The organism is Neiella marina (genome assembly GCF_002165625.1).
Taxonomy (GTDB): Bacteria; Pseudomonadota; Gammaproteobacteria; order Enterobacterales; family Neiellaceae; genus Neiella; species Neiella marina.
Map to the genome: position 1 here is coordinate 14585 of NZ_NGNS01000031.1, position 26519 is coordinate 41103.

The following is a 26519-nucleotide window of genomic DNA, read 5'->3' on the forward strand; positions in this document are numbered from 1 at the left end:
AAAGAGCGCGATGTTGTCATATGAAAAAGCCCATGCTGTGAGAGGCATGGGCTTCGATGTGGCGTGTAGCGCTAAGCGCTACCCGATATTCGATTACTGCAGCAGAGAGATATCTGCAGTGTGACCAAATACCAGATGCAGATGCTGCAGTAACGATTGGCGATTAGCCCGAACGGCGCTGTCATCAACATTGACCATAACGTCGTCAAAGAAGGCGTTGATCGCAGTGTGGAGGCTTGCGAGCTCCACTAGAGCTTGCTGATAGTCGCCAGCGACAAACAAAGGTTGTACCTTGCTCTGTGCTGACTGAATTTCATTGGCCAAAGCAATCTCTGCAGCCTCAGTTAACAGTGACGTATTAATTGAGCCCGCAATTTCACCTTCTACCTTAGCCAAAATGTTGCCCACGCGTTTGTTAGCGGCTGCCAACTCGCTTGCTTGCGGCAACGTTTTAAAATGACTGACGGCTTTAATGCGGGCATCAAAATCAGCAGGACGAGTAGGGCGTTTAGCCAATACTGCTTGGATGACATCCGCTGTGATCCCTTGCTCTTGATACCAAGTGCGGAAACGACCGAGCGCAAAATCTACCACGTCATCAACGACATCGTCGTTGGCCAACTGACCAGCCGAGAAATTGCCTTGGGCAAATGACGCAAGTTCAGCTAAGTCTAGAGGCAGTGATTTTTCTACCATGATCCGCAGGGCGCCAATCGCTGCTCGACGCAATGCAAACGGGTCCTTATCGCCTTTAGGGGCTTGGCCGATGCCAAAGATACCGACCAAGGTATCGACTTTCTCAGCGATAGCTAGAGCACAACCGATGTCGCTTGCCGGCAATTGATCGCCGGAGAAGCGAGGCATGTATTGCTCATTCAATGCAACTGCGACGGCTTCTGGCTCATTATCGTTGCGTGCGTAATGCATGCCCATGATGCCCTGAACATCAGGGAATTCCATGACCATTTCTGTCATCAAGTCAGTTTTGGCTAATAGCGCAGCGCGTTCGGCTTCAAGTTTGTTGGCGCCCAAGGCTTCAGCAATGTGGCCTGCTAATAGTGCGACACGCTCTGACTTGTCTTTCAGAGTGCCGAGCTTTTGTTGGAACACGACGGTCGCCAAACTGGCAATCCGTGACTCGAGTGATTTCTTCTTGTCGGTTTCTAAGAAGAAGCGCGCGTCGGCTAGGCGAGGGCGGACGACCTTTTCGTTACCGGAGACAACTTGCGCAGGGTCTTTGCTTTCGATGTTAGAAACAAAGATAAAGCGTGGCATCAGCTCGCCATCTTTAGACAACATTGGGAAGTACTTTTGGTTGTCCTTCATGGTGTAAATCAGTGCTTCTTTCGGTACTTCCAGGAAGTCGTTCTCAAAACTACCAACTAGTGTCACTGGCCATTCAACCAACGCAGTCACTTCATCTAGCAATTCTTCGTCGATATCGGCTACGCCGTTCTCTGCTGTGGCAGCAGCTTCAACCTGTTGCTTGATTGCAGCTTTACGTACTGCGAAGTCGGCGATGACTTTGCCCTCTGTTTCGAGAGTCGCCAAGTACTCATCAGCGTGAGCGATACTGATGAGCCCTTCACTATGGAAACGATGACCTTGAACCACACGGTCAGATTTAACACCGAGCACGGTGGCGTCGATGACATCGGCGCCGTAAAGAATAGTTAGCGTATGCACCGGACGAATGAATTCGGTGTCGTAAGCGCCCCAGCGCATCGGCTTGGGAATTGGAATCTGCTTGACGGCCTGGGCAATTAGCTCTGGCAGTAACTGCTCGACTGCGGCACCTTTGATTTCGGCGCGATGCAGAAGCCACTCACCCTTGTCTGTCTTTAAACGCTCAGCTTGGTCGATGGTGATGCCATTACCGCGAGCCCAGCCGAGAGCCGCTTTGGTGGGTTCACCACTGTCGTCAAAAGCGACTGATACCGACGGTCCGCGCTTTTCTTCAACGCGGTCGGCTTGCGATGCTTCCAATGCTTCAACGATGAAGCCAATACGGCGAGGGCTTGCAAACCAGTTAATGGTAGCGAAACCCAGGCCTGCTTTTTTGAGTGCTGTTTCAAAACCACTACAAAATGATGAAGCTAGTTTAGGTAGTGCTTTTGGTGGCAGTTCTTCAGTGCCCAATTCAACGAGGAGGTTTTCGGTGTTCATCATTATGCTCCTTGTTGGCTTTGATTGTTGCACATGGGGAAACCTAGCTCTTCACGAGCTGTGTAGTAAGCTTCTGCAACGGCTTTCGCTAGCGCACGAACACGCAAAATGTAGCGTTGCCGCTCAGTCACTGAAATTGCATGGCGGGCGTCGAGCATATTAAACGCATGACTTGCTTTCATGACTTGCTCATAGGCTGGAAGTGGTAAGCCAGCTTCGATGAGCTTGTTGCTTTCTGCTTCGCATTGATCGAACTGCTTGAACAGCACCTCAGTGTTGGCATGTTCAAAGTTGTAGGCTGATTGCTCAACCTCATTTTGATGGAACACATCGCCGTAGGTCACTTTACCCAATGGGCCATCGGTCCAGATCAAATCATAAATTGAGTCGACACCTTGCAAGTACATGGCGATACGCTCAAGCCCATAGGTGATTTCACCAGTCACAGGTTTGCATTCCAAGCCACCGACTTGTTGGAAGTAGGTGAATTGCGTCACTTCCATGCCGTTTAACCATACTTCCCAGCCAAGGCCCCATGCGCCCAGTGTCGGCGACTCCCAGTTATCTTCAACGAAGCGGATGTCGTGAACATTGGTGTCGATGCCCAGGGCGCGTAACGAGTTCAGGTACAGCTCCTGAATGTTATCTGGCGAAGGCTTGAGGACTACCTGAAACTGGTAGTAATGCTGCAGGCGGTTAGGGTTTTCACCATAACGACCATCGGCAGGACGGCGGCAAGGTTGCACATAAGCGCTGCTCATCGGTTCGGGACCAATTGAGCGCAAAAATGTTTGAGGGTGGAATGTACCTGCGCCCACTTCCATGTCCAATGGTTGAACAATGGTGCAGCCTTGTTTGGCCCAATAGTCCTGCAGCGCGAGGATCAGACCCTGAAAGGTCGAAACGTCGTATACCTGAGTCATGCCTGGATGTTTCCCAGAGATTTGTTGAGAGATTAAAAAAAGACCGTAAGTATACCGTTTGCGCGCTTGCGAATGTAGGCTAAGTTAACGGTGATTGAAGCTTTTATGCACAAATAGGCTGAAAAATGCAGAATCCAAACGATTGTTCTTGGCCAGGTTCCGATCCTGAGTATCGCAATTATCACGATAAGGTCTGGGGCCGCCCTGAGTTCGATAGTCAGCAGTTGTTCGAAAAGTTGTGTCTTGATGGGCAGCAAGCCGGTTTATCTTGGCTTACCATTTTGCGTAAACAAGCTAATTATCAGCGCGCATTCGCGGCGTTTAATCCTGCTATTATTGCTACTTGGGAAGATGCAGAAGTCGAGCAGTTGGTAACCGACGCAGGGATTATTCGTTCTAGAGCAAAGATATCAGCCATTATAGGCAATGCCCGTGCGTACTTGGCGATTGAAACAAGCGAAGGTGAGTTCGCCAAGTGGCTTTGGCAATTCGTTGACTACCGACAAATCGACATGGCATTGGAATCTGAATCAGTCATGCAAACGGAGTCGATTGAGTCTCGTGCGATGGCAAAGGCGCTGAAGCAAGCAGGTTTTAAATTTGTCGGTCCAACTATTTGCTACGCGTTCATGCAGGCCGTGGGAATGGTCAATGATCATCTGGTTTCGTGCAGTTGTTACGAAGACTGCAAGCCCAGTATTTACCCTTGGTAAGGTTATTTTTTAACTTGTTTCACGTGAAACACTTGGCGAGTTAATCGAGGCCTTTTTGGATCCAATAGCGATAGGGTGCGAGGTCTATTTCTTTGTGTAGAAGTTGGTGCTCCATGAACTCACAAAAGCTGGGTATGTCTCGCGTGGTAGATGGATCATCTGCGGTTACCAATAGCACTTCACCCTCGGTCATTTCTCTGACGGTTTTACGGACCATCATCACGGGCTCTGGGCAACGCAACCCTTGTGCATCTAATTGGCGATTTACTTCTGGTAGTTCCACTGCTGATGACATTAGTCAGGTAAGTCTCACTCGATTTTCGAGACCCGATCATAGCAACTTCTTGGCAGATTAAAACCGTAAGGTGTAGCGGTGTTGATTATGTCGCTGCGCCATCGCTAGCCGTTTTCACTTGATGGCGCAGCGTGATGTTTAGTTGGTGCGTTCGAGTACCGTTGCAATGCCTTGGCCTAAGCCAATACACATGGTTGCCAAACCGAACTGGACGTCCTTCTGTTCCATCAAGTTAATTAAGGTCGTTGATATGCGAGTGCCTGAGCAGCCAAGCGGATGGCCCAAAGCAATAGCGCCACCATTAAGATTAACTTTGTCATCCATCATGTCGAGCAAACCAAGATCTTTGGCACAGGGTAAACTCTGGGCGGCAAATGCTTCGTTAAGTTCAACCAAACCCATATCGGCCATTGTTAAGCCGCAACGTTCGAGAGCTTTCTGTGTTGCTGGCACAGGACCGTAACCCATGATGCTGGGATCGCATCCAGCAACTGCCATGGCGCGGATTTTGGCGCGAGCGGTTAGACCGAGTGACTTTGCTTTGTCGGCAGACATGACTAACATCGCTGATGCACCGTCAGATAGGGCAGAGGAGGTTCCTGCCGTCACGGTACCATTGGCGGGGTCGAACACTGGGCGTAAGCCTGCAAGTGCTTCGACTGTGGTTTCTGGACGTATCACTTCGTCAAAATCAAACTGTTTGAGCGCGCCATTGGCATCATGGCCTTCGGTTGGCAAAATTTCCTTGGCAAAACGGCCTTCAACGGTCGCCGCATGGGCTCGCTGGTGAGAGCGTGCACCAAACTCATCTTGTTGCTGGCGACTAATGCCGTGAAGCTTACCAAGCATTTCTGCGGTTAAGCCCATCATACCTGCGGCTTTGGCTACCGATTTGGACATCCCAGGATGAAAATCGACACCATGATTCATCGGCACATGGCCCATATGTTCAACACCACCAACAATAAAGACATCGCCCATGTCGGTCATGATTGCACGCGCTGCTTGATGAAGCGCTTCCATCGATGATCCACATAAGCGATTCACGGTGACACCTGCGACCGATTTTGGCAGTTGCGCTAGTAAGCTGGCATTGCGAGCGATATTAAACCCTTGCTCGAGGGTTTGTTGAACACAGCCCCAGATAACATCTTCGATGTCGTTTGGATCCAGTGCCGGATTGCGCTTGAGTAACCCTTTCATTAAGTGAGCCGATAGAGTTTCAGCTCGCACGTTGCGAAACATGCCATTCTTGGAGCGGCCCATTGGCGTACGGATGCAATCGACAATTACTACATCTTTCATGATCATATTCCCCTTAGTGTTTGCCGCTTGCATTCTGTTGCGTTAAGTAGCTGCCACCGGACTCGGCTAGCTGCCGCATTTGCTCGGTGACTTGATAAAGTGGCCCCAGCTCAGCGAGCTGATCAGCCATCTCAACAAAGTGTTTCAACCCCATGGTCTCCAGGTAACGGAATACGCCACCGCGGAACGGTGGGAAACCAAGGCCATAGACCAGCGCCATATCTGCCTCTGCTGGGGTGGCGATGATGCCTTCTTCCAAGCAGCGAACGGTTTCAAGCACCATAGGCACCATCATTCGAGCAATGATCTCATCGTCACTGAATGACTCGATAACATCGCGCTGAACTAAGGCGATGGCGTCATCGCTACTCTGTTTTTTCGGCTTACCCTTTTTATCCATAGTGTACTGATAGAAGCCGATACCATTTTTCTGGCCAAAGCGTTTGTGTTGATACATGAGATCGATGGCTGTGTCGGCGTCATTGCTCATTCGCTCAGGGAACCCTGCTGCCATGACTGCTTGAGCGTGGTGGGCGGTATCAATGCCAACAACATCGAGCAGGTAAGCTGGGCCCATTGGCCAGCCAAATTGCTTTTCCATCACCCGATCAACCTGTTGGAAATCGGCGCCATCAGCGAGTAGTTGGGTGAAGCCTCCGAAGTAGGGGAACAGCACTCGGTTGACGAAAAAGCCGGGACAGTCATTGACGACAATCGGCGATTTACCCATTTTTGCAGCCCAGGCGACTACGGTTGCGACTGTTGCATCGGAAGTATCCTTACCGCGAATGACTTCAACCAGCGGCATACGATGAACTGGGTTGAAAAAGTGCATACCACAGAAGCGACTTGGATCGCGTAAGCTCTGTGCCAAGGTATTGATGGAAATGGTCGAAGTGTTTGAAGTGATGACGCAATGGTCAGACACTTGTTGCTCCACTTCTGCCAATACTGCTGCCTTGACGTTAGGGTTTTCAACCACGGCTTCAACCACCGCATCAACATCCTTAACAGCGGCATAATCAAGACTGGGTACGATGTTGTTGAGCACCTTGGCCATGCCAACACCATCGATGCGGCCCAGCTCGAGCTGTTTGTTTAATAGTTTGGTTGCTTCGGTAAGACCAAGATTGAGCGCTTGTTGTTGAATGTCCTTCATTACCATCGCGGTGCCTTTACTGGCACCTTGATAGGCAATGCCGCCGCCCATGATGCCTGCGCCAAGGACGGCACCCGAGTTGATAACTTGCGCTTGTTTGGTGGCCTTTTTGGCAAGGCCCTTAATGTATTGGTCGCTTAAAAATATGCCCACCAATGCTTGAGTGACATCGGTCTTGGCAAGTTTGATAAAGCCATTTTGTTCATTGATGAGGGCGCCGCTTCGACCACATGTGGCGGATTGTTCGATGGTCTTGACGGCCATCATCGGAGCGGGGTAGTGCTTGCCGGCTTTCATCGCCACCATGCCCTTAGCGGTGGTAAAGCTCATTGCCGCTTCAGTGCGATCTAATGTTAGCGGCGACGTTTTGGCTTTTCGGCGCTCCTGCCAATCCAGTTTGCCTTCGATGGCGTCAGATAACATCGCAGTGGCTACGGTGTGAAGTTGATCGGGAGCGGCGACAGCATCGACAGCGCCAGCTTTCAGCGCGTCGTTGGCCTTGTAGTTTTTGCCTGTGGTGATCCACTCCATGGCGTTATCAGCGCCGATTACCCGTGGCAATCGCACGGTACCACCAAAGCCGGGCATGATGCCTAATTTGGTCTCAGGAAGGCCGATTTTTGCGGTGCTATCGGCGACCCGAAAGTCAGTCGAAAGAATGGTTTCCATGCCGCCACCGAGGGCAAAACCACTGACTGCGCTGAGGGTTGGTACCGGCAAGTCTTCAAGCTTATTGAAAATATCATTGGCCATTTTGAGCCAGCCGCTAAGCTCATTCTCTGGCAGCGCAAATAAACCCAAGAACTCGGTAATGTCAGCGCCAACAATAAAGCTATCTTTACTGCTGCTTAGCAGCACAGCTTTGGTTTCAGATGAAGCGGCAATGGCATCAACTGCGTCACTTAAAGCTTTGAGGGTCAGTTTGTCGAGTTTGTTCACCGAGCCGGGGGCATCAAAGCACAGTTCAGCAATACCGTGCTTATCGAGGGTTACTCGGATAGCGTCCGATTCAAAAATCATGCGTGTCTCCAGCGTCGCAATGTCGCTACTTGTAGGGTTTGAGGCTTTATAATTGTTCTACACTAACTGGTCGAACCAGATGAGTTGATTAAGTGTTGTTTAGTGCGCTTAAAAATTCAACCATTTTTTAAACGCCTGTTTAATTTTTTGACCGGGGTAACATCAATGTTCTAGTAGCAGGGTGTGTTATCGTATGTCGGTTTATGTACCCGTTTTGTTCTGGAAGCGACTATGTCTAGCTTAGAAGCAACTTACGCCAACCATATTGCGACGTTGCAGCAACGCACTGCCGACGCTCTAGCCCGCTCTGGTCTGGAGAAGCTTGTTATTCACTCTGGCCAAACTAAACGCCAATTCTTAGATGACATGGATTACCCATTTAAGGTTAATCCGCACTTTAAGGCCTGGTTGCCTGTCGTTGATAACCCCAATTGCTGGTTGGTGGTCGATGGGGTCAAAAAACCAAAGCTGATCTTTTACCGGCCTGACGACTTTTGGCATCTGGTACCTGATGCGCCGCACCAGTTTTGGGTGGAATCATTTGAGTTGGTATTGCTGGCGCAAGCTGACCAAGTATTCCGTCACTTGCCGCGAGACATGGCCAATATGGCATACATTGGCGAGTATGTTGAAGTTGCAGAGGCCCTTGGCATCGGCCACTTTAACCCCGAGTCGGTATTGAGCTATCTGCATTATCACCGAGCTTACAAAACTGATTATGAGCTGAGCTGTATGCGTGAAGCTAATCGGCTAGCAGTGAAAGGCCACGAAGCTGCGCGTAGTGCATTTCTCAATGGCGACAGCGAGTTCGACATTCATCTTGAATACCTTGATGCGGTAGGTCATGCCGAGCATGAATTGCCATATGGCAACATTATCGGCCTAAATGAAAATGCCGCTATTTTGCACTACATGCATCAGCGCCATACCGCCCCAGATGAACATTTGTCATTTTTGATTGATGCTGGTGCCAGTTACAACGGCTATGCCGCTGATATTACCCGAACCCATTGTTATCGTGGTCATGGCACGTTCGCAGAGCTATTGGCAGCGATGAATGAATTGCAACGTAGCTTGGTCGACCAGGTGTTAGTTGGCGCTAACTATGTCGATTTGCATATCAATACACATCGCCGTATTGCAGCATTACTCAATGCCTTTGGTATCGTTGATATGGAGCCTGAGCAAATGCTCGCTGAAGGCGTCAGTCAGACTTTCTTCCCCCATGGTTTGGGTCATTTAATTGGCTTACAAGTCCATGATGTCGGTGGCTTCATGGCTGACGATCGCGGTACCCATGTCGCGGCTCCGGAACAGCACCCGTTCCTTCGCATGACCCGTAAATTAGAAGCACGGCAAGTGGTCACCATTGAGCCGGGACTCTATTTCATTGGCTCGTTACTCGATAAACTCAAAGCGACGCCTCACGGTGATGCCGTTAATTGGTCATTGGTCAACGCCTTGCGCCCGTATGGCGGTATTCGAATTGAGGACAATATTATTGTTCACCAGTCGGGACCAGAGAACATCACTCGTGATCTCGGTTTGAAGTAGTCGTCAAGCGATAGCAGTAATCGTGACTCAGCAAACTTACTGGCGTCCCACGGCGCCAGCCGAAGCCGAAATCGAAATCAAGAACTCGCGCTTTATTGCCTATCTGGAGCCGGTAGCTAACGCCCAGCAGGCCGATCTTGCCAAAGCGCGCATTCGCCAACTACACCCTAATGCTCGCCATCATTGTTGGGCACAAATAGTTTCAACGCCTGATGATGTTCATGGTGCTGGCAGTAGTGACGATGGTGAGCCCGGTGGTACCGCAGGTCGGCCGATGTTGGCTGTACTGACAGGCAAACCCGCTGGCTACCTAATGGTCATGGTGGTGCGTTACTTCGGTGGGGTAAAGTTGGGTACTGGTGGCTTAGTCCGAGCCTACAGCGGTGCAGTGCGGGCCGTCTTTGATGTGACCGATTGGCAGCAGTGCCTGCCGATGCAGCTTCTGCAGCTGACCATGAGTTATTCGCAGCACCAAAGTGTTTTGCATTTGCTCGGCCAGCATTCTGGTGAAGTGCTGGATAGCGACTTTTCTGAGCTGGTGGTGTTGCAGGTGCAGTTACCACAAGATCGAGCGGCGAATTTCATCGACCAACTCGAAGAGTTGGGAGCTGGGTCCATCGAATTGAAAAAACTCGACTAATGTGGACTTGCTTGCAACATTATTTGTCTTCACACTTATCAGCTATAACTAACGCACGTCGCGATTCGCTCACTGGCTCGGCAAATTAACTAAATGGACTTCCGCTCTCTTGGCCGCATTTTGGGAATACTTGTCACCATTTTCAGTGTGACCATGATCCCTCCTGCGCTGGTGTCACTTTATTTTAAAGATGGTGACGGCCTAGCGTTTACCCTGGCATTCTTCATCTGTTTGGTGATTGGCCTGGCGTTCTGGCTACCCAACCGTAAAGCAAAAGCTGATCTGAAAGCTCGTGAAGGTTTTCTGATTGTGGTGTTATTTTGGACTGTGTTGGGTGCGGTCGGGGCGGTACCTTTCCTTATTAGTCAATCAGTTGACATGTCAGCTGCCGATGCGTTTTTCGAATCGTTTTCTGGCCTGACGACTACTGGTGCGACGGTATTATCTGGGCTCGATGAACTACCCAAAGCACTACTGTTCTACCGTCAGCAGCTGCAATGGTTCGGCGGGATGGGAATCATCGTACTGGCGGTCGCTATTTTGCCGTTGTTAGGCGTGGGTGGTATGCAGCTGTATCGGGCGGAAACGCCCGGCCCGGTGAAAGACTCCAAGATGACACCGCGAATTGCCGATACCGCACAGTATCTTTGGTACATCTATTTGTCACTGACAGTGGCTTGTGGTGTGGCTTATTACCTGGCAGGAATGTCATGGTTTGATGCTATATGCCACAGCTTCTCGACCATCGCAATTGGCGGCTTTTCCACTCATGATGCCAGCATGGGGTATTTCGATAGTCCGGCGATTAATCTGATTTGCGTGGTATTCCTGCTCATCTCTGGGGTTAACTTCGCACTTCACCACGCCTTTGTAGTGACACGCTCGTTGGGCATGTATTGGCGTGACCCTGAATTGCGCGGATTCTTGCTGATCCAGGCGACCTTGGTGCTGACTTGTTTTCTGGTGTTGCTCGGTGACCAAGTCTACAGCGCCGTAGGCACGACTCTCGATCAAGCATTGTTCCAGGCGGTTTCCATCAGCACCACTGCTGGCTTTGCGACCACCGACTTTGCCGCATGGCCTTTGTTCTTGCCGATTCTACTGATGTTCTCGTCCTTTATTGGTGGCTGTGCTGGTTCGACTGGCGGCGGTATTAAGGTGATTCGCGTGCTGCTGATGAATCTGCAGGGCATGCGAGAACTAAAGCGTTTGGTCCACCCTAAAGCTATCTATTCCATTCGCTTGGGGCGCAAGCCAGTTTCCGAGCGGGTAATGGATGCTGTTTGGGGGTTCTTTGCTGCTTATGCGCTGGTGTTTGTGGTCATTATGCTTGCGCTGATGAGCACGGGGATGGAGGAAATAACCGCCTTTTCCGCCACCGTAGCAACCCTCAATAACCTTGGTCCGGGGCTTGGCGAAGTGGCGCTGCATTATGGTGAGATCCCTGATGCATCAAAGTGGTTGTTGATCATTGCCATGCTGTTTGGGCGATTAGAAATCTTTACGTTGTTGGTATTGCTGACGCCAACATTCTGGCGCAATTAATACCAATAGGGGGCAGGACTAAACATGGCGTTGAAGGTTTTATTTGTATTCACCAGCCGAGAAGGTCAAACCGATAAAATCACCGCTCGGATGGCGGAGCGATTAACGGCAGCGGGTCATTTGGTTGAGCGGCGTCAGTTGACTGCCAGCTCTGCTGCGATGAATGATTTGCCAAGCTTCGATTGGGTTGTCATCGGTGGCTCGATTCATTACGGCAAACATGAGGCATTTTTGGCCAACTTTATTCAGCGCCATTTAAGTGCCTTGGAGAAAACTCAAAATGCCTTTTTTACTGTCAACTTAACGGCTCGCAAGGCAGAAAAAAATACCCCTGACAACAATCCCTATCTGAAGAAATTTCTTGATCAAGTGGGTTGGCTACCGACTCGGACGGCAGTGTTTGCAGGCGCTTTGCTCTATAGCCAATACAACTGGCACGACAAGCTCATCATTCGCTTTATTATGTGGCTAACCAAAGGCAATACCGATACCAGTAAAGACATTGACTACACCGATTGGCAGCAAGTGGAAAGGTTTGCCAACAGCTTAGCCGAGTAAGCCGTTGCGCCAATCCAGGGCTACCTGACTTGGTACTATTTCCAAAACTTTGGCAGCAGCAAGATCACCATGGTGGTGATCTCCAGCCGGCCTGCGAGCATACCCACACCAAGTGCCCACTTGGCTAAATCCGGCAAGCTGGCGAAGTTGCCTGCCGGGCCGATGGTGTCACCAAGCCCGGGCCCAACATTACATACTGCAGTGACAGCACCCGTTAGAGCCGTCATGGTATCCAATCCCATTAACGCCAATGCAAGAGCCAGTACCACAATGGTAAAAACAAAAAGAAACAGTAAGGTCAGCACTGAGGTGACTATTTCGTCATTGAGAACGCGTTGGTTGAAGCGCGAGACGAAAGTGCCATGGGGATGGATCTGCCGTTTCAAATGGCGAATCATGATCCGCCATGCCACTTGAAGCCGAAAAATCTTAATGCCGCCAGCTGTTGACCCAGAGCAGCCACCACAAAACGTCAGAATGAAAAATAACATCATGGCGAAATGACCCCAGGCGCTGTAGTCCGTGAGAGCAAAACCCGTCGTAGTGATGACTGAAATGGTATTGAAGAGAGCCAAGCGGAGGGCGTCTAGCCAATGCTGCTGTTGCGATAGCACTAAAAATAGGGTCAGAGCGAGGGTGCTGGCGAGCACCAGTTTGGCGTAGCCAAATACTTGTTCGTCATGCCACGGACGCCAGCTTTTGCGACGCAATGACTGAACAAAAATCAGCAGTGGAATGCCACCAATAAACATAAACAAGCTGCCAACCCAGTGGCAAGCAGGCGGAAAGGCCGCCATGGATTGATCGGAGGTTGAGTAACCGCCCGTCGATAACGTGGTAAGAGCATGGTTGATGGCATCAAACCAAGACATGCCAGCTAACAAATAGCAAACTGCGCACGCTAGCGTCAGTAGCGAGTAAGCGGTAAACAATAGTCTGGTGTAGTGCTTTAAATGAGGGACTTGCTTGTCGCTCCAATCTGACGATTCGGTTTGATACAGCTTCATGCCGCCGACATTGAGGTACGGCAAGATACCAACACCCATGACAATGAAACCAATACCGCCAGCCCATTGCAGTAACGAACGCCAAAGCAGAATGGCCGGCGGATGGTTGGATAGATCGGATAGCACTGTTGAGCCCGTGGTTGTCAGCCCTGATATGGTCTCGAAAAAGGCATCAGTGAGCGAAATGTGCTCCACGAGCACCAAAGGTAGGGATGCCGCTAGTGCCATCACTAACCAAATTAGCGTGGTTAGCAAAAACATATCTCGCGGTCGCATGCTGGCGTTGAGCGGTGCAGGTCGAAACCGAGCAACCGCAGCTAATAAACCGCCAATAGTGGCGGTAGCGGCGGTTGCCAGCAAAAAGTCGAAACTCGAATGATCATCAAAGTACCAACCGGCAACGACGGGGATCAGCATCAGCAAAGCAAGTTTGGATAAAAACAACCCTTGCACCAGAACCAGTAAGCGAAGGTTGAGCATTGCCTGAGCCTGCTAGAAGAAGAAAAACGGGCTGGGTTCGAACAACCGCTCTACATCAGTGATGTACTTCTTATCCACTAAGAACAGAATGACGTGATCGTCTTGCTCAATGCGGGTATCGTCGTGAGCAATTAGCACTTCCTCGCCTCTTACCACGGCGCCAATGGTGGTACCAGGTGGCAGTTTGATTTCGCTAATCATGCGGCCAACCACCTTGGAGGTTGACGAGTCGCCGTGAGCGATGGCTTCAATGGCCTCTGCAGCACCGCGACGCAGGGAGTAAACGTTGACGATATCGCCACGCCGGACGTGAGTCAGCAGTGACGAAATCGTTGCCTGTTGAGGCGAGATAGCAATATCAATATCGCCGCCTTGGACCAAGTCAACGTAGGCGCCACGCTGAATGAGCACCATGACTTTGGCTGCCCCCATCCGCTTGGCCAGCATGGCCGACATAATATTGGCTTCGTCATCATCGGTGACGGCAATAAACAAGTCAGTTTGCTCAACATTTTCTTCGCTGAGTAGCTCCTGATCGGAGGCATCCCCGCAGAATACCGTTGCCTTGGCTAACTCGGAGGCGACATATTCGGCGCGTTGTGGATTGCGCTCGATTAGCTTCACCGACGGGTGGCTTTTTTCTAGTGCCTGAGCCAAACCCAAGCCGACGTTACCGCCACCAACAATAATGATTTTTTGGTAAGTTTTCTCTAGCCGTTGCAGCTCTGACATCACCGTACGAATGTGCTTGGTGTCGGCAATGAAGAACACTTCATCATCGGCTTCAATGATGGTGGTGCCTTGTGGTCGAATGGGCCGACCGCGACGAAAAATTGCCGCGACTCGAGTATCAATGTGCGGCATGTGCTCGCGCAGTGTCGACAGCGCGTGACCCACCAACGAGCCGCCATAGTAGGCTTTCACCGCGACTAGACTGGCTTTGCCATCGGCAAACTCCATCACCTGCAAGGCGCCAGGACACTCCACTAAACGGCGGATGTAGTTGGTAACTAACTGCTCTGGAGCAATCAGGTAATCGACCGGCACATCTTGGCTTTGGAATAGCTTTTCTTTGTACTTAAGGTAATTTGGTGAGCGAATACGGGCAATTTTGGTTGGCGTGTGAAACAGCGAATAGGCAACCTGACAGGCGGTCATATTGATTTCATCGCTGCTGGTTACCGCAATCAGCATGTCAGCATCTTCGGCACCGGCTTTTTCCAGTACGTCGGGGTGTGAGCCGTATCCTTCAACGACTTGAAGGTCGAATCGATCCTGCAACTCGCGCAGGCAGCTGGTGTCACAGTCAACGACAGTGATTTCGTTTTTTTCACCAACTAGGTTTTCGGCTAGCGTGCCACCGACTTGGCCGGCGCCAAGAATGATGATTTTCATGCGTTAGGACTTATCCAGTTTCTGCAGGCGAGCATAGTAAAACCCATCCATTTGTTGCTGACCCGGCAGAATTTGCCAACCCGGTGCATCATTAGACTCTTCTGGGTGTATCGGAATCAACTTAGCATCTGCTTGTGACTGTAAAAAATCGCTGATCTGTAACCGATTTTCAACATTTAATACTGAGCAAGTGGCATACAGTAGGGTGCCTTGAGGCTTCAGCAATTGCCAAACATTGCGCAGTATCTGACCTTGCAGTTTAGCTAGTGCGTCAATATCTGCTTTTGAACGCAACCACTTGATATCAGGGTGACGACGGATCACTCCGGTAGCAGAGCAGGGGGCGTCGAGCAAAATGGCATCAAACTGTTCGCCATCCCACCAAGTTGTTGTGCTGGCATCGGCGGTCAACACGGTCGCGTCGAGTTGCAATCGTTGCAGGTTTTGCTCAACTCGCTGCAATCGACCGGCATCAATATCGATGGCCGTCATCGCTAGCTGGTTGTCGTTGGCCTCTTGCCAATGGCAGGTTTTGCCTCCCGGTGCGGCGCACACATCAAGCACCTTGAGTTGCTTACCTTTGGGCAGCAAGTGAGCGGCTTGCTGTGCTGCTAAATCTTGCACTGCAAACCACCCTTGGTCATAGCCTGGCAGCCGCGTGACATCGGTTGGCTGCGCTAAGAGCAGGGCATCAGGGCCTGCATCGGTGGTTACTGCGGCGATCTCCGCTTGTTCTAGTTGTTGCTGATAACCGGCCGTTGTTTGCAGCCGCTGATTAACTCGCAGCCACATCGGTGCGCGTTGGTTGTTCGCTGTCAGAATCGCCTGCCATTGCTCGGGGTAATCATATTGCAATGCCTTAATGAGCCAATTGGGGTGGGCATATTCGACTGTTGGAGCTGGCCAGTTTGAAGATTCGTCAGCCTGCCGTTGAATGGTACGTAGCACCGCATTAATCATACCGCTAAACGCTTTGCCGTTGAGTTGTCGGCTTGCTGCGACGGTTTCAGATACTGCGGCATGAGCCGGGATCCGGGTGTGCTTGAGTTGGTAAATACCAATCAGGATGAGCTGGTGCAGCACCCGATGACGACCTTTAAGCGGCTTGGCAATGCAGGGTTGTGCAAGGCAATCAAGTTGCGGTAACCAACGTAGCGCTCCGTAGCTTAGTTCGGCGAGCAGGCCTTTATCTTTCGGGTTGTCGAGTTTGTCTTGCGCGGAGCTGAGTGCATCAGTCAGTGAGCGACCTTGCTCAAGCACCTGAAAGATCACTTGTGCGGCACAGGCACGAACGTTCATAACACCACTCACGATTGGGCTTCAAGCTCAGGCAGCTGGAACTGGTTGCCAACCGCAAACCAGTCGCCGCGGGAGTTTAATACATCCGCTACGGCCATGGCTTTTTTACCGGGTAGCTGAATCGAGATTAACCGTAACAAGCCGTCGCTGGTGGCAACATCAATACCGTACTTATTAGCGTTGACTATAGTGCCAACGGCTTGCTGACTCGATTCAGAAACGACTTCAACTTGATGAATTTTAATCAAATTGTCGCCAATTTTGGCCTGACTGCCAGGCCATGGGGTGAAAGCGCGGACTTTGCGGTCAAGTTGCGCAGCTGTCTGACGCCAGTCGAGCAAGGCTTCGGCTTTGGTAAGTTTCGCAGCATAGGTCGCTTGTGAGTCGTCTTGCGATTCGGCTTGAGCGGTTCCCGATGCTAATTCCTGTAATGCGTCAAGCAATGCTGCGGGGCCGAGTTCGGCGAGCTTTTGGTATAGCGTGGCGCTGGTATCGGTGGCTTCAATTGGGCACGATGCTTTCAGTAGCATGGCGCCAGTATCCAGGCCCTTGTCCATTTGCATAATGGTCACGCCGGTGTCGCTGTCACCTGCTTCTAAACTGCGTTGAATGGGGGCTGCGCCGCGCCATTTCGGTAACAGCGAGCCGTGGACATTAATGCAGCCGAGTTTGGGCGTATCGAGTACCGCTTGGGGCAGCAGTAGACCGTAGGCGACAACGATCATGATGTCGGCGTTGAGCGCCGCTAGCTCTGCCTGTGACTGTTCTGTTTTTAGCGTTTCTGGCTGATAAACCGGGATCTCAGCAGTAACGGCAAGTTGCTTCACGGCACTGGCTTGAAGCTTCTTGCCGCGACCGGCAGGGCGATCTGGTTGCGAATAAACGGCAACGACCTGATGTTCGCTGTCAATGAGCGCCTGCAAATGGCGGGCGGCAAAATCCGGGGTACCGGCAAATACAATATTTAAAGGCAAGACGACATCCTTTAGTTAAGCTTGGCGAGCGGCGAGGCGCGCTTCTTTTTCCAATTTCTTTTTGATCCGCTCACGCTTCAATGGCGACAGATAGTCGACAAACAGCTTGCCTTTCAGATGATCGAGCTCATGCTGAACGCAAATCGCCAACAAACCTTCGGCTTCTTTCTCGTATCGATTGCCATCACGATCAAGCGCTGTGAACGTTATTTTCTCAGCGCGATCGACATCCGCATAACAACCAGGAACAGACAAGCAGCCTTCTTGGTTAATCATACTGCCTTGTTTGTCGGTAATTTCCGGGTTAATCAACACCAGTGGCTCATCGCCTTCGTCACTGACGTCCATTACGACGATGCGTTGGTGAATATCAACCTGTGTGGCCGCTAGGCCGACGCCTTGTTCATGGCGCATGGTGTCAAACATGTCATCGACAATTTGACGGATGGAGTCATCGACGACTGCGACCGGCTTGGCGACGGTGCGAAGACGTTCATCAGGAAAACGAAGTACAGGGAGTAATGCCATAAGTCTGCCGTTAATTTCTGTGAGCCCATGGGGCTGCATCAATTGTTGTGTTGTAATAATCTGTCAGTTTAAATGGTAGCCTGTTGTTGGAACAAGGTTTTGCCGCACTTTGCCAAAAACAAGGAAGCTTGCATGAGCACAAAAAGATGGTCTGCGCTGCTGCTGACACTGTTGTTTACGTTGCAGACGGCGCCATTGGTCAAGGCCACCGAGCTGAAAGTTCGCGATGATTATCCCGAAGTCTATGTCGTTAAGAAAGGTGATACGCTGTGGGATATATCCGAGCTGTTTCTTGCTACACCTTGGCTTTGGCCACAATTGTGGCAGGCAAACCCGCAGGTTGATAACCCTCATCTGATTTATCCTGGCGATCATCTCTACCTTAACTTCATCAATGGTAAGCCGGTGCTCACCAAGAAGAAACGGATCAAGCTATCGCCGTCGATTCGCGCCACGTCTAATGCTCAAGCGATTCCGACGTTGCCATTGACCGAACTAAAAGCCTACTTGAAGCGAGAACAAATCGTCAGTCGCGATGAGCTCAATGGCTTACCCATGGTGCTGGGTACCAATGAGGGCAATAAACGCGGCTATGCTCAGCAACTTTGGTATGCCAAAGGAAACTACGATGGCGAACGTAACTACGGTATTTACCGCGTCGTCGGACCGTTGCAGCGGCCAAAGACCCATGAACACCTTGGTATCCGTTTGATGTTGGTTGCGGTTGCCAAAGCGAAAGTAGCCGATAAAGAGGGCATGATCGCACTAGATATTGAATCCAGCATTCAGGAAATTAATCAGGGCGATCGCATCTTACCGCTTTACCCTGCGGAGCAATTTTCCGCTGTGTTTCAGCCATCCTTTCCTGAGCAAGCCATCACCGGACAAATTATTGCGACACACAGTGATGGTCGCTACTTCATCGCCCATGAGATTGTGGTTATCGATCGAGGTGCGGCTGACGGCGTCAAGCCTGGCCATTTAATGAAAGTGATCCAAACGGGCAAACCGATTGTCGATGATGACAACCAGCCTGTTTACCTTGAGGATACCAGTCGTTACGACCAAATCGAGGGAGCGATTATTAACGTCGGTAAAACCCAGTTACCCGATGAAGTCCGCGGTCATCTGATGGTATTTAGAACCTTTGAAAATGTCAGCTACGCTATGATTATGACCGCCGAGCGTCAGCTATCTCTGTTTGATACGGTGACTAGCGCTCAATAATGCCTTAAATGCTACAGGAGTCCGTTCATGGAAGAACGACACCAGTGGCTGAACTTACTTGCAGTGCCAGGGATTGGTTCGTTGACCATTGCCCGCTGGTATCAGCATGGCCTCATGGCAGAGGTGTTCAGTCAAGATCCCATTACCCACAAAAAGCTGGGATTAAACCAAGCTCAGCATCACGCCCTTTGTCATCCCGATGAGCGTTTGATTCATCGAATTGAGCACTGGTGCCAGCAAAGTGGTGGTTTTTACCTTCATCGCCAACATAGCGATTACCCGCAATTGCTCAACGAAATTACCGATCCGCCACCGATTTTGTTCGGCTTGGGCAACGTAGACTGTGTTGAGCAACCGCAGCTGGCCATTGTTGGCAGCCGTCATGCCAGCCCCAATGGCCGAGGTTTAGCGAAGCGATTTGCCGCTGATGTCACCGCCTGCGGCTATCTGGTGTCGTCTGGATTGGCGTTAGGTATCGATGCCTGTGCGCATGAGGGGGCATTAGAGCGGGGCACAACATTAGCGGTGTTGGGTTCAGGGCTGGGTTCCATCTACCCTAAACGTCATCAAGGTTTGGCCCAGCGCATTATCGATAGTGGTGGTTTGTTGCTGAGCGAACAGCCGCCATGGGTAAAACCACAAGGTTTTTTGTTTCCGCGTCGAAATCGGATTTTAAGTGGTTTGGCTGAGGGCGTGCTGGTGGTCGAGGCTAGTGAACGCTCGGGTTCGTTGATCACCGCTCGATTGGCTGCTGAACAAGGTCGTGAAGTATTTGCGCTACCGGGAGCGATCGGTAACCCAAACAGCAAGGGCTGCCATCGTTTGATCAAAGATGGCGCGGTGCTCGTAGAGGAAGTAGCAGATATTTTTATAGTCCCAAGTTTAAAACCTGGGAGCGCGCCCCCAAATAGTTCTGCAGAAGCACAACAACAAACATTGCCAAAAAGTGTTTTGTTGGATAACGTTAGAGACAGTGCTACCTCAGTAGATGAATTAGTCCAACAAACCGGTCTAGCCGTCGATGTAGTGCTGTCAGAGCTACTAACTCTTGAACTGCAAGGTTATGTAGCTGCCGTTCCGGGAGGTTTTATCCGTTTACGGGGGAGCTGACATGTTTGATATTTTGATGTATCTGTTTGAAAATTTTATCCACAGTGAAGTGGAAATTATGGTCGACCATGATGAGTTGACCGAAGAGCTCACCCGTGCAGGTTTCCATAAAGAGGAAATCCTCAAAGCGTTGGCGTGGCTTGAGCGTCTTGCAGACTTGCAAGATAGCGACAAACATCCTTACCTGTACAAGCAGACGCAACCCGCTGTTCGCATCTACACGGCTGATGAAATGGCCAAGGTTGATGCTAACTGCCGCGGTTTCTTGATGTTCCTTGAGCAGGCTCAGGTCCTTGATAATAGCACTCGTGAAATGGTCATTGACCGTGTGATGGAGCTCGATATGGCTGAAATCACACTGGAAGATCTGAAGTGGGTGGTATTGATGGTGTTGTTTAATGTGCCAGGAAAAGAAGGTGCATATTCGCAGATGGAAGATCTGTTATTCGACATCAATGAAGGTTATCTGAACTAGATGCTATACCTGTTACCACAATGAGTAGCGGTATAGACCACAAATTATTTAGTCAGCATGAACATGCCCTTGAGCAAGACCATGGTGACTGTCCTCAGTGCGGCCATAAATTACTGTTGAAACACGGTAAGCGTGGCCCTTTTATCGGTTGCAGCCATTATCCCGAATGTGATTATCTGCAGCCGCTCCATCATCATGCCGACTCTAGCATCAAACAGGTGCTCGATGGCACTTCATGTCCTGAGTGTGGCAAACAGTTAGCACTCAAGCAGGGCCGTTATGGCATGTTTGTCGGCTGCACTGGCTTTCCAGAATGCCATCACACCGAACAAATTGATGACACGCCATCGACTGAACTAACCTGCCCAAAGTGTAAAAAAGGCCAATTGATTGAGCGCACATCGCGCTACGGTAAATCGTTTTACGCCTGCAGCAGCTATCCGAAATGCCAGTTTGCGGTGAACCATCCACCGCGTCAGGGCAACTGCCAGTTTTGTGGTTTTGAGTTGCTCGTCGAGCGCAAAATGGCGTCCGGCAAGGTGTTAGTCTGTGCTAGTAAGAAGTGCGGCAAAAAGCAACAGTAGTGCTTTTTGCCGTTAGTGAGTGTTTACTGGGCTAACTTTTGGCTGGCGTCTTTTAACCCTGGGAAGTCTCCTTCCGGCAGTAAGGCTAACAAGCGGTTTAACTGTGCCAATAACTGCTCTTGATCGCTGGCCGCAACATTAATGTGGCCCATTTTGCGACCTGCTCGTTTGTCTTTGCCATACCAATGCAAGTGAACACCCGCCAGAGCGTGCGCTGCGCTATCCACATAGTCACAACCGAGAATATTTACCATGGCTGTTGGCCGAACTAATTCGGTACTGCCGAGTGGTAAGTCGCACACCGCGCGTAAGTGGTTTTCGAATTGACAAACATCAGCCCCTTGTTGGGTCCAGTGACCAGAATTGTGTACTCGTGGTGCCAGTTCATTGACCAGCAAGGTGCCTTTGACATCAAAGAACTCAATGGCCAGCACGCCAACGTAATCCAACTCAGTGGCAATCTTGCTGAATGCATCGACCGCTTGTTGTTGCAACTCAGCGGATGCTGCTGGTGCGTATGACAGGCTCAGGACACCGTTTTCATGATGATTCTGGGTGATCGGATAAACCGACACGTCGCCAGCACGATTGCGAACCCCGATCACTGATACTTCGCGATCGAATGGCACCCACTCTTCAGCAACCATGGCTTGATTTGCCGAGCTCTCGGCCAAGAAGGTTTCAATTTCGGCCCACACGGTATCGATGTCATCGGCAGATTTGAGACGCCACTGACCTTTGCCATCATAGCCTTCAAGTGCGCTTTTCAGCACTAACGGCAAGCCAATCTCAGTTGTTGCTTGTTGTAAATCGGCTTTAGTGGCCAATACCTTGTATTTAGCATTGGCGACATCGACTCGATCCAATAGCTGCTTTTCCAAGCGGCGGTCACCGCCAACACGAATGGCCCGCTCGCCGGGCAAAAACTTACCACTGGCTTGACTCTCAACCAGAATGTCGTTGGGAATGTGTTCAAACTCGGCGGTAATGACATCACAGTCATTAATGCCTGCGGCCAAGTCTTGTTGGTAATCTTGCAGCGTGACTGGATGGACTACCGTATGGCTTCTGACATCATAAGCGTGGACCTGAATGCCTAACGGTGCGCCCGCCAATGCCATCATTCGAGCCAGCTGACCGGCTCCCAACACCAATACCTTCATGCAATTAGTCCTCAGACGGATCCGGCTGGCTCAACACGGTGTCCGTTTGGTTTTTACGGAACTCATCGACTTTTGCTTGGACGGCGGGGTCAAAGGCGCCAATGATTTGAGCCGCCAATAAGCCGGCGTTGGCTGCACCAGCATCGCCAATGGCCAAGGTACCAACGGCAACACCTTTTGGCATTTGCACGATTGATAGCAGTGAGTCGATTCCTTTTAGCATCCGAGATTGCACTGGCACACCCAGTACTGGCAGGCTAGTAAACGCGGCCGTCATACCCGGCAAATGAGCGGCGCCGCCTGCGCCTCCGATGATCACTTTCAGGCCTCGCTCTTGCGCAGAACTGGCATATTCGGCAAGCAGTTGGGGAGTGCGGTGGGCAGAAACCACTTTGGTTTCGTACTCAATGCCAAATGTATCTAACATATCGGCGGCGTGCTTCATGGTGGGCCAGTCTGACTTTGACCCCATGATAATTCCAACTTGCATGGCTATTTCCTGCTGTTCGAGCGGTATTAAATCAAAAGTGGCGGAATTATAGCGATTTTCGCCATCAAGTTGAATTCGCAAGCGCTGCTGATTCGCACAAATGCTGATGACAAAGCTGCACAGTACCCTCGGTTGGTGATTTGCGGTAAGCTCCGACCATTCGTAAATGCAAATGACTACCACTTAGGAATGATTGATCCGTTACTGGCACTGAACCAAGGCGAGGTAATTGCCTATCCAACTGAAGCAGTTTTTGGCTTGGGCTGCGACCCAGACAATGAAGCGGCAGTGATGAAGCTTTTGGCAATCAAGCAACGACCTATCGAGAAAGGCTTAATCTTAGTTGCAGCCAATGCCCAGCAACTTGCTGATTATGTCAATTTTGAGTCGCTGTCAGCAGAACAGCGTCACCGCGTTGATGCCAGTTGGCCGGGACCGTTTTCTTGGGTGATTGAAAAGCAGCCACAGGTACCGACATTCCTCAGTGGTCAGTTTGATTCGTTGGCCGTGCGAGTCAGCGCCCATCCGGAAGTACAAAAACTTTGTTTGGCGTTTGGTAAGCCGCTGGTATCAACCAGCGCTAATCTAACGGGCGAGCCGCCATGCCGGACCACCGAGCAAGTGATCGCTCAGCTTGGTGAATTGCTCGTGGCGGTTCAGCCGGGTGAATGCGACATCAATGCCAACCCAAGCGAGATCCGTGATGCTCGCAGTAATCAAATTCTTCGCCCCAGTTAGTGGCCCAGCTAAGGAGAGCCCATGAGCAGTATTCAGGTTGAATCGGTTAAGCAATATCTATTGCAACTGCAGGATACGATTTGTCAGCAACTGGCCGCTATTGATGGTCAGGCAGAGTTTTTTGAAGATGCTTGGCAGCGCGATGAGAAAACCGAAAAACTCGGTGGCGGTGGTCGCAGCCGAGTGCTGACCGAAGGCGCCGTGTTTGAACAAGCAGGTGTCAATTTTTCCCATGTCACTGGTGCTCAAATGCCTGCCTCTGCGACTGCTCATCGCCCTGAGCTCGCCGGCCGCCGCTTTGAAGCCCTTGGTGTGTCCTTGGTGGTGCATCCGAAAAATCCATTTGTTCCGACTTCGCATGCCAATGTCCGTTTTTTTATTGCCGAAAAAGAGGGCGCCGTTCCGGTTTGGTGGTTTGGTGGTGGATTTGACTTAACTCCTTTCTATCCGTTTGACGATGATTGCCTTCACTGGCACCAGGTTGCCCACGACTTGTGTGTACCGTTTGGGCCGGAGACCTATCCGCAATATAAAAAGTGGTGTGACGAATATTTCTTCCTTAAGCATCGCGATGAAACCCGTGGCGTCGGAGGCTTGTTCTTTGATGACTTAAACCAACCGGGATTCGAGCAAAGCTTTGCCTTTATGCAGGCGGTTGGTAACGGCTACTTGGATGCTTACGTACCGATTGTTACACGCCGCAAAGACACCGAATACGGCGAGCGCGAGCGACAATTTCAGTTGTACCGCCGTGGCCGCTATGTCGAGTTCAACTTGGTGTTTGACCGAGGCACTTTATTTGGATTGCAATCCGGTGGCAGAACCGAGTCGATTTTAATGTCGATGCCGCCGTTAGTCCGTTGGCAATATAACTATCAACCAGAAGCCGGATCAGCAGAAGCGCGATTAAACGACTATCTGGTGCCGCGCGATTGGATCTAGTCGATATCTGCGTTGCGCATGTGATCGGCCAATTGATAAAAAGATTGTCGCAGTTGCATTCGAGTTAACGGGCAGCTGACATGGCTATCGAGTGCCCTAGTCATGCATAACATCCATTGGTCGCGCATTTGGCTGTCGACCTTAAATGGCAAGTGACGAGCTCGCAGGCGAGGGTGGCCATATTTTTGTTCGAATAAATTAGGCCCGCCGAGCCAGCCACTCAAGAATTCATAAAAGCGTTGACGAATCGAGTCCATCGGCTGAGGGTGAATTGCCAATAGCTCGGCAGCTTCGGGCAGTTGCTCCATGTTGTCATAAAAGGCATCGGCCAGTGCACGGACACCTTGTTCGCCACCTAAAGTTTGATAAATGCTGGTTTGAGTCGTCGTCATATTGTCGTTTACTGGTACTTCGGTTGCTTGCTGTGAAGAGCGCCGCTGCAACTTGTGTTTAAGCCAATTGATCACTATCGTGTCCTCACGAATTTGGCGCAGTGTATCAAACTTAGCCGCCATTACTCCGCATAATACCGCCAGCATTTGAGGCCTTACTATGGATCAGTACGCCGTTTTCGGTCGCCCCATTCAACAAAGCAAGTCACCTTTTATCCATCGTCTGTTCGCTGAACAAACTCATCAGCAACTCACTTATGGAGCGATTGAGCCGAGCGAAGATGAATCATTTGCCGAAGCTGCCACGGCGTTTTTCCAAAGTGGCGGCAAAGGTTGTAATGTCACCATGCCGTTTAAACATGACGCCCATGAGTTTGCCAGCCAATTATCCGAACGGGCTAAGATCGCAGGTGCGGTCAATACTCTCAAGCTGTTAGATGATGGTGGCATCTTAGGAGACAACACCGACGGTGCCGGATTGGTTGCGGATCTCAAACTCAATCACGTTGAACTTGAAGGTGCACGTATCTTAATTATTGGTGCTGGCGGTGCCGCTCGTGGAACCTTGCTGCCATTATTAGAGGAAAAGCCTGCCCAGCTGGATATTGTCAATCGCACGGCGAGTAAGGCCCAGCAATTGGCCGACTTGTTTCCTAACCATGACAATATCAGTGCGCTTGGCTTTCAAGCTTTGGCGGACAGTTATGATGTGGTGATTAACAGTACTTCTGCCAGTATGACCGAACAGCTACCGCCGGTTCCTGCTGCCATTATTAATGAAAACACGTGTGTGTATGACATGGTATATCGTCAGCAGCCAACTGTGTTTATGGAGTGGGCGACGCACTTAGGCGCGCGCAAAGCGATTGATGGTCTTGGTATGCTGGTGGCTCAAGCGGCCGAATCATTTGCAGTCTGGCGTGGCATTCGCCCAGGTATGCGTCAAGTGCTGAGAGAGTTGAACAAGAACCTCGGACGGATTTAGCGGTCATTCCCAATGCGGTAACGTACCGTTCGTATTAACGCTGACGAATACGAACGGTCATCAGCTTTTCTTCTTTATTCTTCTAAATAGTCATTCTTCCACTGAACATAGTTATCGGCTGACTTCTGTAAGCCCGCTATTTCTTGTTCTGTAAGAGGACGTTTCTTGTGTGCCGGACTACCAACATATAAGTGGCCACTTTCGAGGCGCTTACCTGGAGGTACTAAAGTACCGGCTCCGATCATCACATCATCTTCAACAACAGCGCCATCGAGCACAATGGCACCCATGCCGACTAATACCCGATTACCGATAACGCACCCATGAAGTACTGCTTTGTGACCAACAGTCACATCATCGCCAATAATCAGCGGATAACCGTCGGGGTTGGCTGGGTTCTTATGAGTGACATGAAGCGCTGATCCATCTTGTACGTTTGAGCGCTGACCAATGCGGATGACATTGACGTCGCCTCGAGCGGCGACCAATGGCCAAATGCTGCTCTCGTCACCAATATGAATATCACCCATCAACACACAGCTCGGATCGATATAACAATTGTTACCTAGGGTAGGTGTAATTCCCTTATATGGACGTAATGGTCCCGAATGACTATTCATCTTATTGTGCATAAAAATCCCCTTGGTTAATTGCTAGCCGAATTTTACTCAGTTTTTACAAAATTGTACGTTTGAGCACCTATAAACACTGGGTTTTGAGTATAAATGAAATAAATATAAAAAAGTTCAAAAAAGCCCTTGACCGAATTCGAAGAGTCCCTATAATGCGCCTCCACTGCTTCGGGGCAACGGCAAACTTCTAAAGTTTCAAACTTTCTCGAAGCACTCAATC

27 protein-coding genes are annotated in these 26519 nt (G+C 50.5%); 12 read left to right on the forward strand and 15 right to left on the reverse strand.

The window, feature by feature from the left end:
• Window positions 1-93: 93 nt before the first annotated feature.
• Both glyS and glyQ read right to left on the reverse strand, forming a co-directional pair.
• On the reverse strand, window positions 94-2166 hold the full coding sequence (glyS, locus tag CBE68_RS17470; protein ID WP_087507508.1) for a glycine--tRNA ligase subunit beta: 2073 nt from the start codon (window positions 2164-2166) through the stop codon (window positions 94-96).
• 2 nt (window positions 2167-2168) lie between these two features.
• Window positions 2169-3089 carry a glycine--tRNA ligase subunit alpha gene (gene glyQ / locus CBE68_RS17475; protein ID WP_087507490.1) on the reverse strand — a complete coding sequence of 307 codons (921 nt, stop codon included), beginning with the start codon at window positions 3087-3089 and terminating at the stop codon, window positions 2169-2171.
• Between the two features lie 125 nt (window positions 3090-3214).
• Between glyQ and CBE68_RS17480 the strand changes: the two genes are divergently transcribed.
• Window positions 3215-3802: a DNA-3-methyladenine glycosylase I gene (locus CBE68_RS17480; RefSeq protein WP_087507491.1), complete on the forward strand. Its 588-nt coding sequence runs from the start codon at window positions 3215-3217 to the stop codon at window positions 3800-3802.
• A gap of 40 nt (window positions 3803-3842) precedes the next feature.
• Here the strand turns inward: CBE68_RS17480 and tusA are convergent, their stop codons facing one another.
• The 3 genes from tusA to fadB form a co-directional block, all read right to left on the reverse strand.
• Window positions 3843-4097 carry a sulfurtransferase TusA gene (gene tusA / locus CBE68_RS17485; RefSeq protein ID WP_087507492.1) on the reverse strand — a complete coding sequence of 85 codons (255 nt, stop codon included), beginning with the start codon at window positions 4095-4097 and terminating at the stop codon, window positions 3843-3845.
• A 138-nt stretch (window positions 4098-4235) separates the two neighbouring features.
• Window positions 4236-5402, reverse strand: a complete 1167-nt coding sequence (gene fadA / locus CBE68_RS17490) for an acetyl-CoA C-acyltransferase FadA (RefSeq protein WP_087507509.1) — start codon at window positions 5400-5402, stop codon at window positions 4236-4238.
• A gap of 13 nt (window positions 5403-5415) precedes the next feature.
• A complete protein-coding gene (gene fadB, locus CBE68_RS17495; RefSeq protein WP_087507493.1) occupies window positions 5416-7581 on the reverse strand; it encodes a fatty acid oxidation complex subunit alpha FadB in 2166 nt (721 codons plus the stop codon).
• Between the two features lie 231 nt (window positions 7582-7812).
• Between fadB and pepQ the strand changes: the two genes are divergently transcribed.
• The 4 genes from pepQ to hemG all read left to right on the forward strand — a co-directional run bounded on the left by pepQ (window position 7813) and on the right by hemG (window position 11878).
• Entirely contained in the window at window positions 7813-9135 is a 1323-nt protein-coding gene (gene pepQ, locus CBE68_RS17500; RefSeq protein WP_087507494.1) for a Xaa-Pro dipeptidase, read from the forward strand.
• A gap of 22 nt (window positions 9136-9157) precedes the next feature.
• Window positions 9158-9775 carry a YigZ family protein gene (locus CBE68_RS17505; protein ID WP_158100661.1) on the forward strand — a complete coding sequence of 206 codons (618 nt, stop codon included), beginning with the start codon at window positions 9158-9160 and terminating at the stop codon, window positions 9773-9775.
• A 93-nt stretch (window positions 9776-9868) separates the two neighbouring features.
• Window positions 9869-11320: a TrkH family potassium uptake protein gene (locus CBE68_RS17510; protein ID WP_087507496.1), complete on the forward strand. Its 1452-nt coding sequence runs from the start codon at window positions 9869-9871 to the stop codon at window positions 11318-11320.
• A 24-nt stretch (window positions 11321-11344) separates the two neighbouring features.
• On the forward strand, window positions 11345-11878 hold the full coding sequence (gene hemG, locus CBE68_RS17515) for a menaquinone-dependent protoporphyrinogen IX dehydrogenase (protein WP_229744804.1): 534 nt from the start codon (window positions 11345-11347) through the stop codon (window positions 11876-11878).
• Window positions 11879-11913: 35 nt separating this feature from the next.
• Here hemG and CBE68_RS17520 read toward each other — a convergent pair whose 3' ends face one another.
• From CBE68_RS17520 to def, 5 genes are read right to left on the reverse strand one after another with little or no spacing between them, the layout of a single operon-like run.
• Complete coding sequence (locus tag CBE68_RS17520) at window positions 11914-13365, reverse strand: TrkH family potassium uptake protein (RefSeq protein WP_087507497.1); 1452 nt, start codon at window positions 13363-13365, stop codon at window positions 11914-11916.
• A 12-nt stretch (window positions 13366-13377) separates the two neighbouring features.
• Window positions 13378-14760 (reverse strand): Trk system potassium transporter TrkA, encoded by a 1383-nt coding sequence (gene trkA, locus CBE68_RS18870; RefSeq protein ID WP_188708301.1) that lies wholly within the window; start codon window positions 14758-14760, stop codon window positions 13378-13380.
• 3 nt (window positions 14761-14763) lie between these two features.
• The gene (gene rsmB / locus CBE68_RS18875) at window positions 14764-16059 is read right to left on the reverse strand and encodes a 16S rRNA (cytosine(967)-C(5))-methyltransferase RsmB (RefSeq protein WP_188708299.1); all 1296 of its coding nucleotides are present in this window, start codon (window positions 16057-16059) and stop codon (window positions 14764-14766) included.
• A gap of 8 nt (window positions 16060-16067) precedes the next feature.
• Window positions 16068-17033 (reverse strand): methionyl-tRNA formyltransferase, encoded by a 966-nt coding sequence (fmt, locus tag CBE68_RS17530; protein ID WP_087507498.1) that lies wholly within the window; start codon window positions 17031-17033, stop codon window positions 16068-16070.
• A gap of 15 nt (window positions 17034-17048) precedes the next feature.
• Window positions 17049-17561 (reverse strand): peptide deformylase, encoded by a 513-nt coding sequence (def, locus tag CBE68_RS17535; RefSeq protein WP_087507511.1) that lies wholly within the window; start codon window positions 17559-17561, stop codon window positions 17049-17051.
• A gap of 132 nt (window positions 17562-17693) precedes the next feature.
• On the opposite strand from def, the gene CBE68_RS17540 reads away from it, so the two are divergent.
• From CBE68_RS17540 to CBE68_RS17555, 4 genes are read left to right on the forward strand one after another with little or no spacing between them, the layout of a single operon-like run.
• Window positions 17694-18788, forward strand: a complete 1095-nt coding sequence (locus CBE68_RS17540; RefSeq protein ID WP_158100662.1) for a LysM peptidoglycan-binding domain-containing protein — start codon at window positions 17694-17696, stop codon at window positions 18786-18788.
• A gap of 27 nt (window positions 18789-18815) precedes the next feature.
• On the forward strand, window positions 18816-19898 hold the full coding sequence (gene dprA / locus CBE68_RS17545) for a DNA-processing protein DprA (RefSeq protein WP_087507500.1): 1083 nt from the start codon (window positions 18816-18818) through the stop codon (window positions 19896-19898).
• 1 nt (window position 19899) lies between these two features.
• Window positions 19900-20373: a DUF494 family protein gene (locus CBE68_RS17550; protein WP_087507501.1), complete on the forward strand. Its 474-nt coding sequence runs from the start codon at window positions 19900-19902 to the stop codon at window positions 20371-20373.
• A gap of 20 nt (window positions 20374-20393) precedes the next feature.
• Complete coding sequence (locus tag CBE68_RS17555; protein WP_087507502.1) at window positions 20394-20957, forward strand: DNA topoisomerase family protein; 564 nt, start codon at window positions 20394-20396, stop codon at window positions 20955-20957.
• Between the two features lie 23 nt (window positions 20958-20980).
• Here the strand turns inward: CBE68_RS17555 and CBE68_RS17560 are convergent, their stop codons facing one another.
• On the reverse strand, window positions 20981-22120 hold the full coding sequence (locus tag CBE68_RS17560; protein WP_087507503.1) for a 5-(carboxyamino)imidazole ribonucleotide synthase: 1140 nt from the start codon (window positions 22118-22120) through the stop codon (window positions 20981-20983).
• Between the two features lie 4 nt (window positions 22121-22124).
• Complete coding sequence (purE, locus tag CBE68_RS17565; protein ID WP_087507512.1) at window positions 22125-22610, reverse strand: 5-(carboxyamino)imidazole ribonucleotide mutase; 486 nt, start codon at window positions 22608-22610, stop codon at window positions 22125-22127.
• 189 nt (window positions 22611-22799) lie between these two features.
• Here purE and CBE68_RS17570 point away from each other — a divergent pair, with 189 nt between their 5' ends.
• Both CBE68_RS17570 and hemF read left to right on the forward strand, forming a co-directional pair.
• Complete coding sequence (locus tag CBE68_RS17570) at window positions 22800-23348, forward strand: Sua5/YciO/YrdC/YwlC family protein (protein WP_087507513.1); 549 nt, start codon at window positions 22800-22802, stop codon at window positions 23346-23348.
• Window positions 23349-23369: 21 nt separating this feature from the next.
• On the forward strand, window positions 23370-24290 hold the full coding sequence (gene hemF / locus CBE68_RS17575) for an oxygen-dependent coproporphyrinogen oxidase (RefSeq protein WP_087507504.1): 921 nt from the start codon (window positions 23370-23372) through the stop codon (window positions 24288-24290).
• Here hemF and CBE68_RS17580 read toward each other — a convergent pair.
• The gene (locus tag CBE68_RS17580; protein ID WP_087507514.1) at window positions 24287-24682 is read right to left on the reverse strand and encodes a group II truncated hemoglobin; all 396 of its coding nucleotides are present in this window, start codon (window positions 24680-24682) and stop codon (window positions 24287-24289) included. The genes hemF and CBE68_RS17580 overlap by 4 nt on opposite strands.
• Window positions 24683-24842: 160 nt before the next feature.
• Between CBE68_RS17580 and aroE the strand changes: the two genes are divergently transcribed.
• Complete coding sequence (gene aroE / locus CBE68_RS17585) at window positions 24843-25667, forward strand: shikimate dehydrogenase (protein WP_087507505.1); 825 nt, start codon at window positions 24843-24845, stop codon at window positions 25665-25667.
• Between the two features lie 74 nt (window positions 25668-25741).
• Here aroE and CBE68_RS17590 read toward each other — a convergent pair whose 3' ends face one another.
• On the reverse strand, window positions 25742-26299 hold the full coding sequence (locus CBE68_RS17590) for a gamma carbonic anhydrase family protein (protein WP_087507506.1): 558 nt from the start codon (window positions 26297-26299) through the stop codon (window positions 25742-25744).
• A 32-nt stretch (window positions 26300-26331) separates the two neighbouring features.
• Window positions 26332-26519: hypothetical protein (locus CBE68_RS18970; RefSeq protein WP_233143596.1), on the reverse strand; the 188-nt coding region annotated here is incomplete at its 5' end.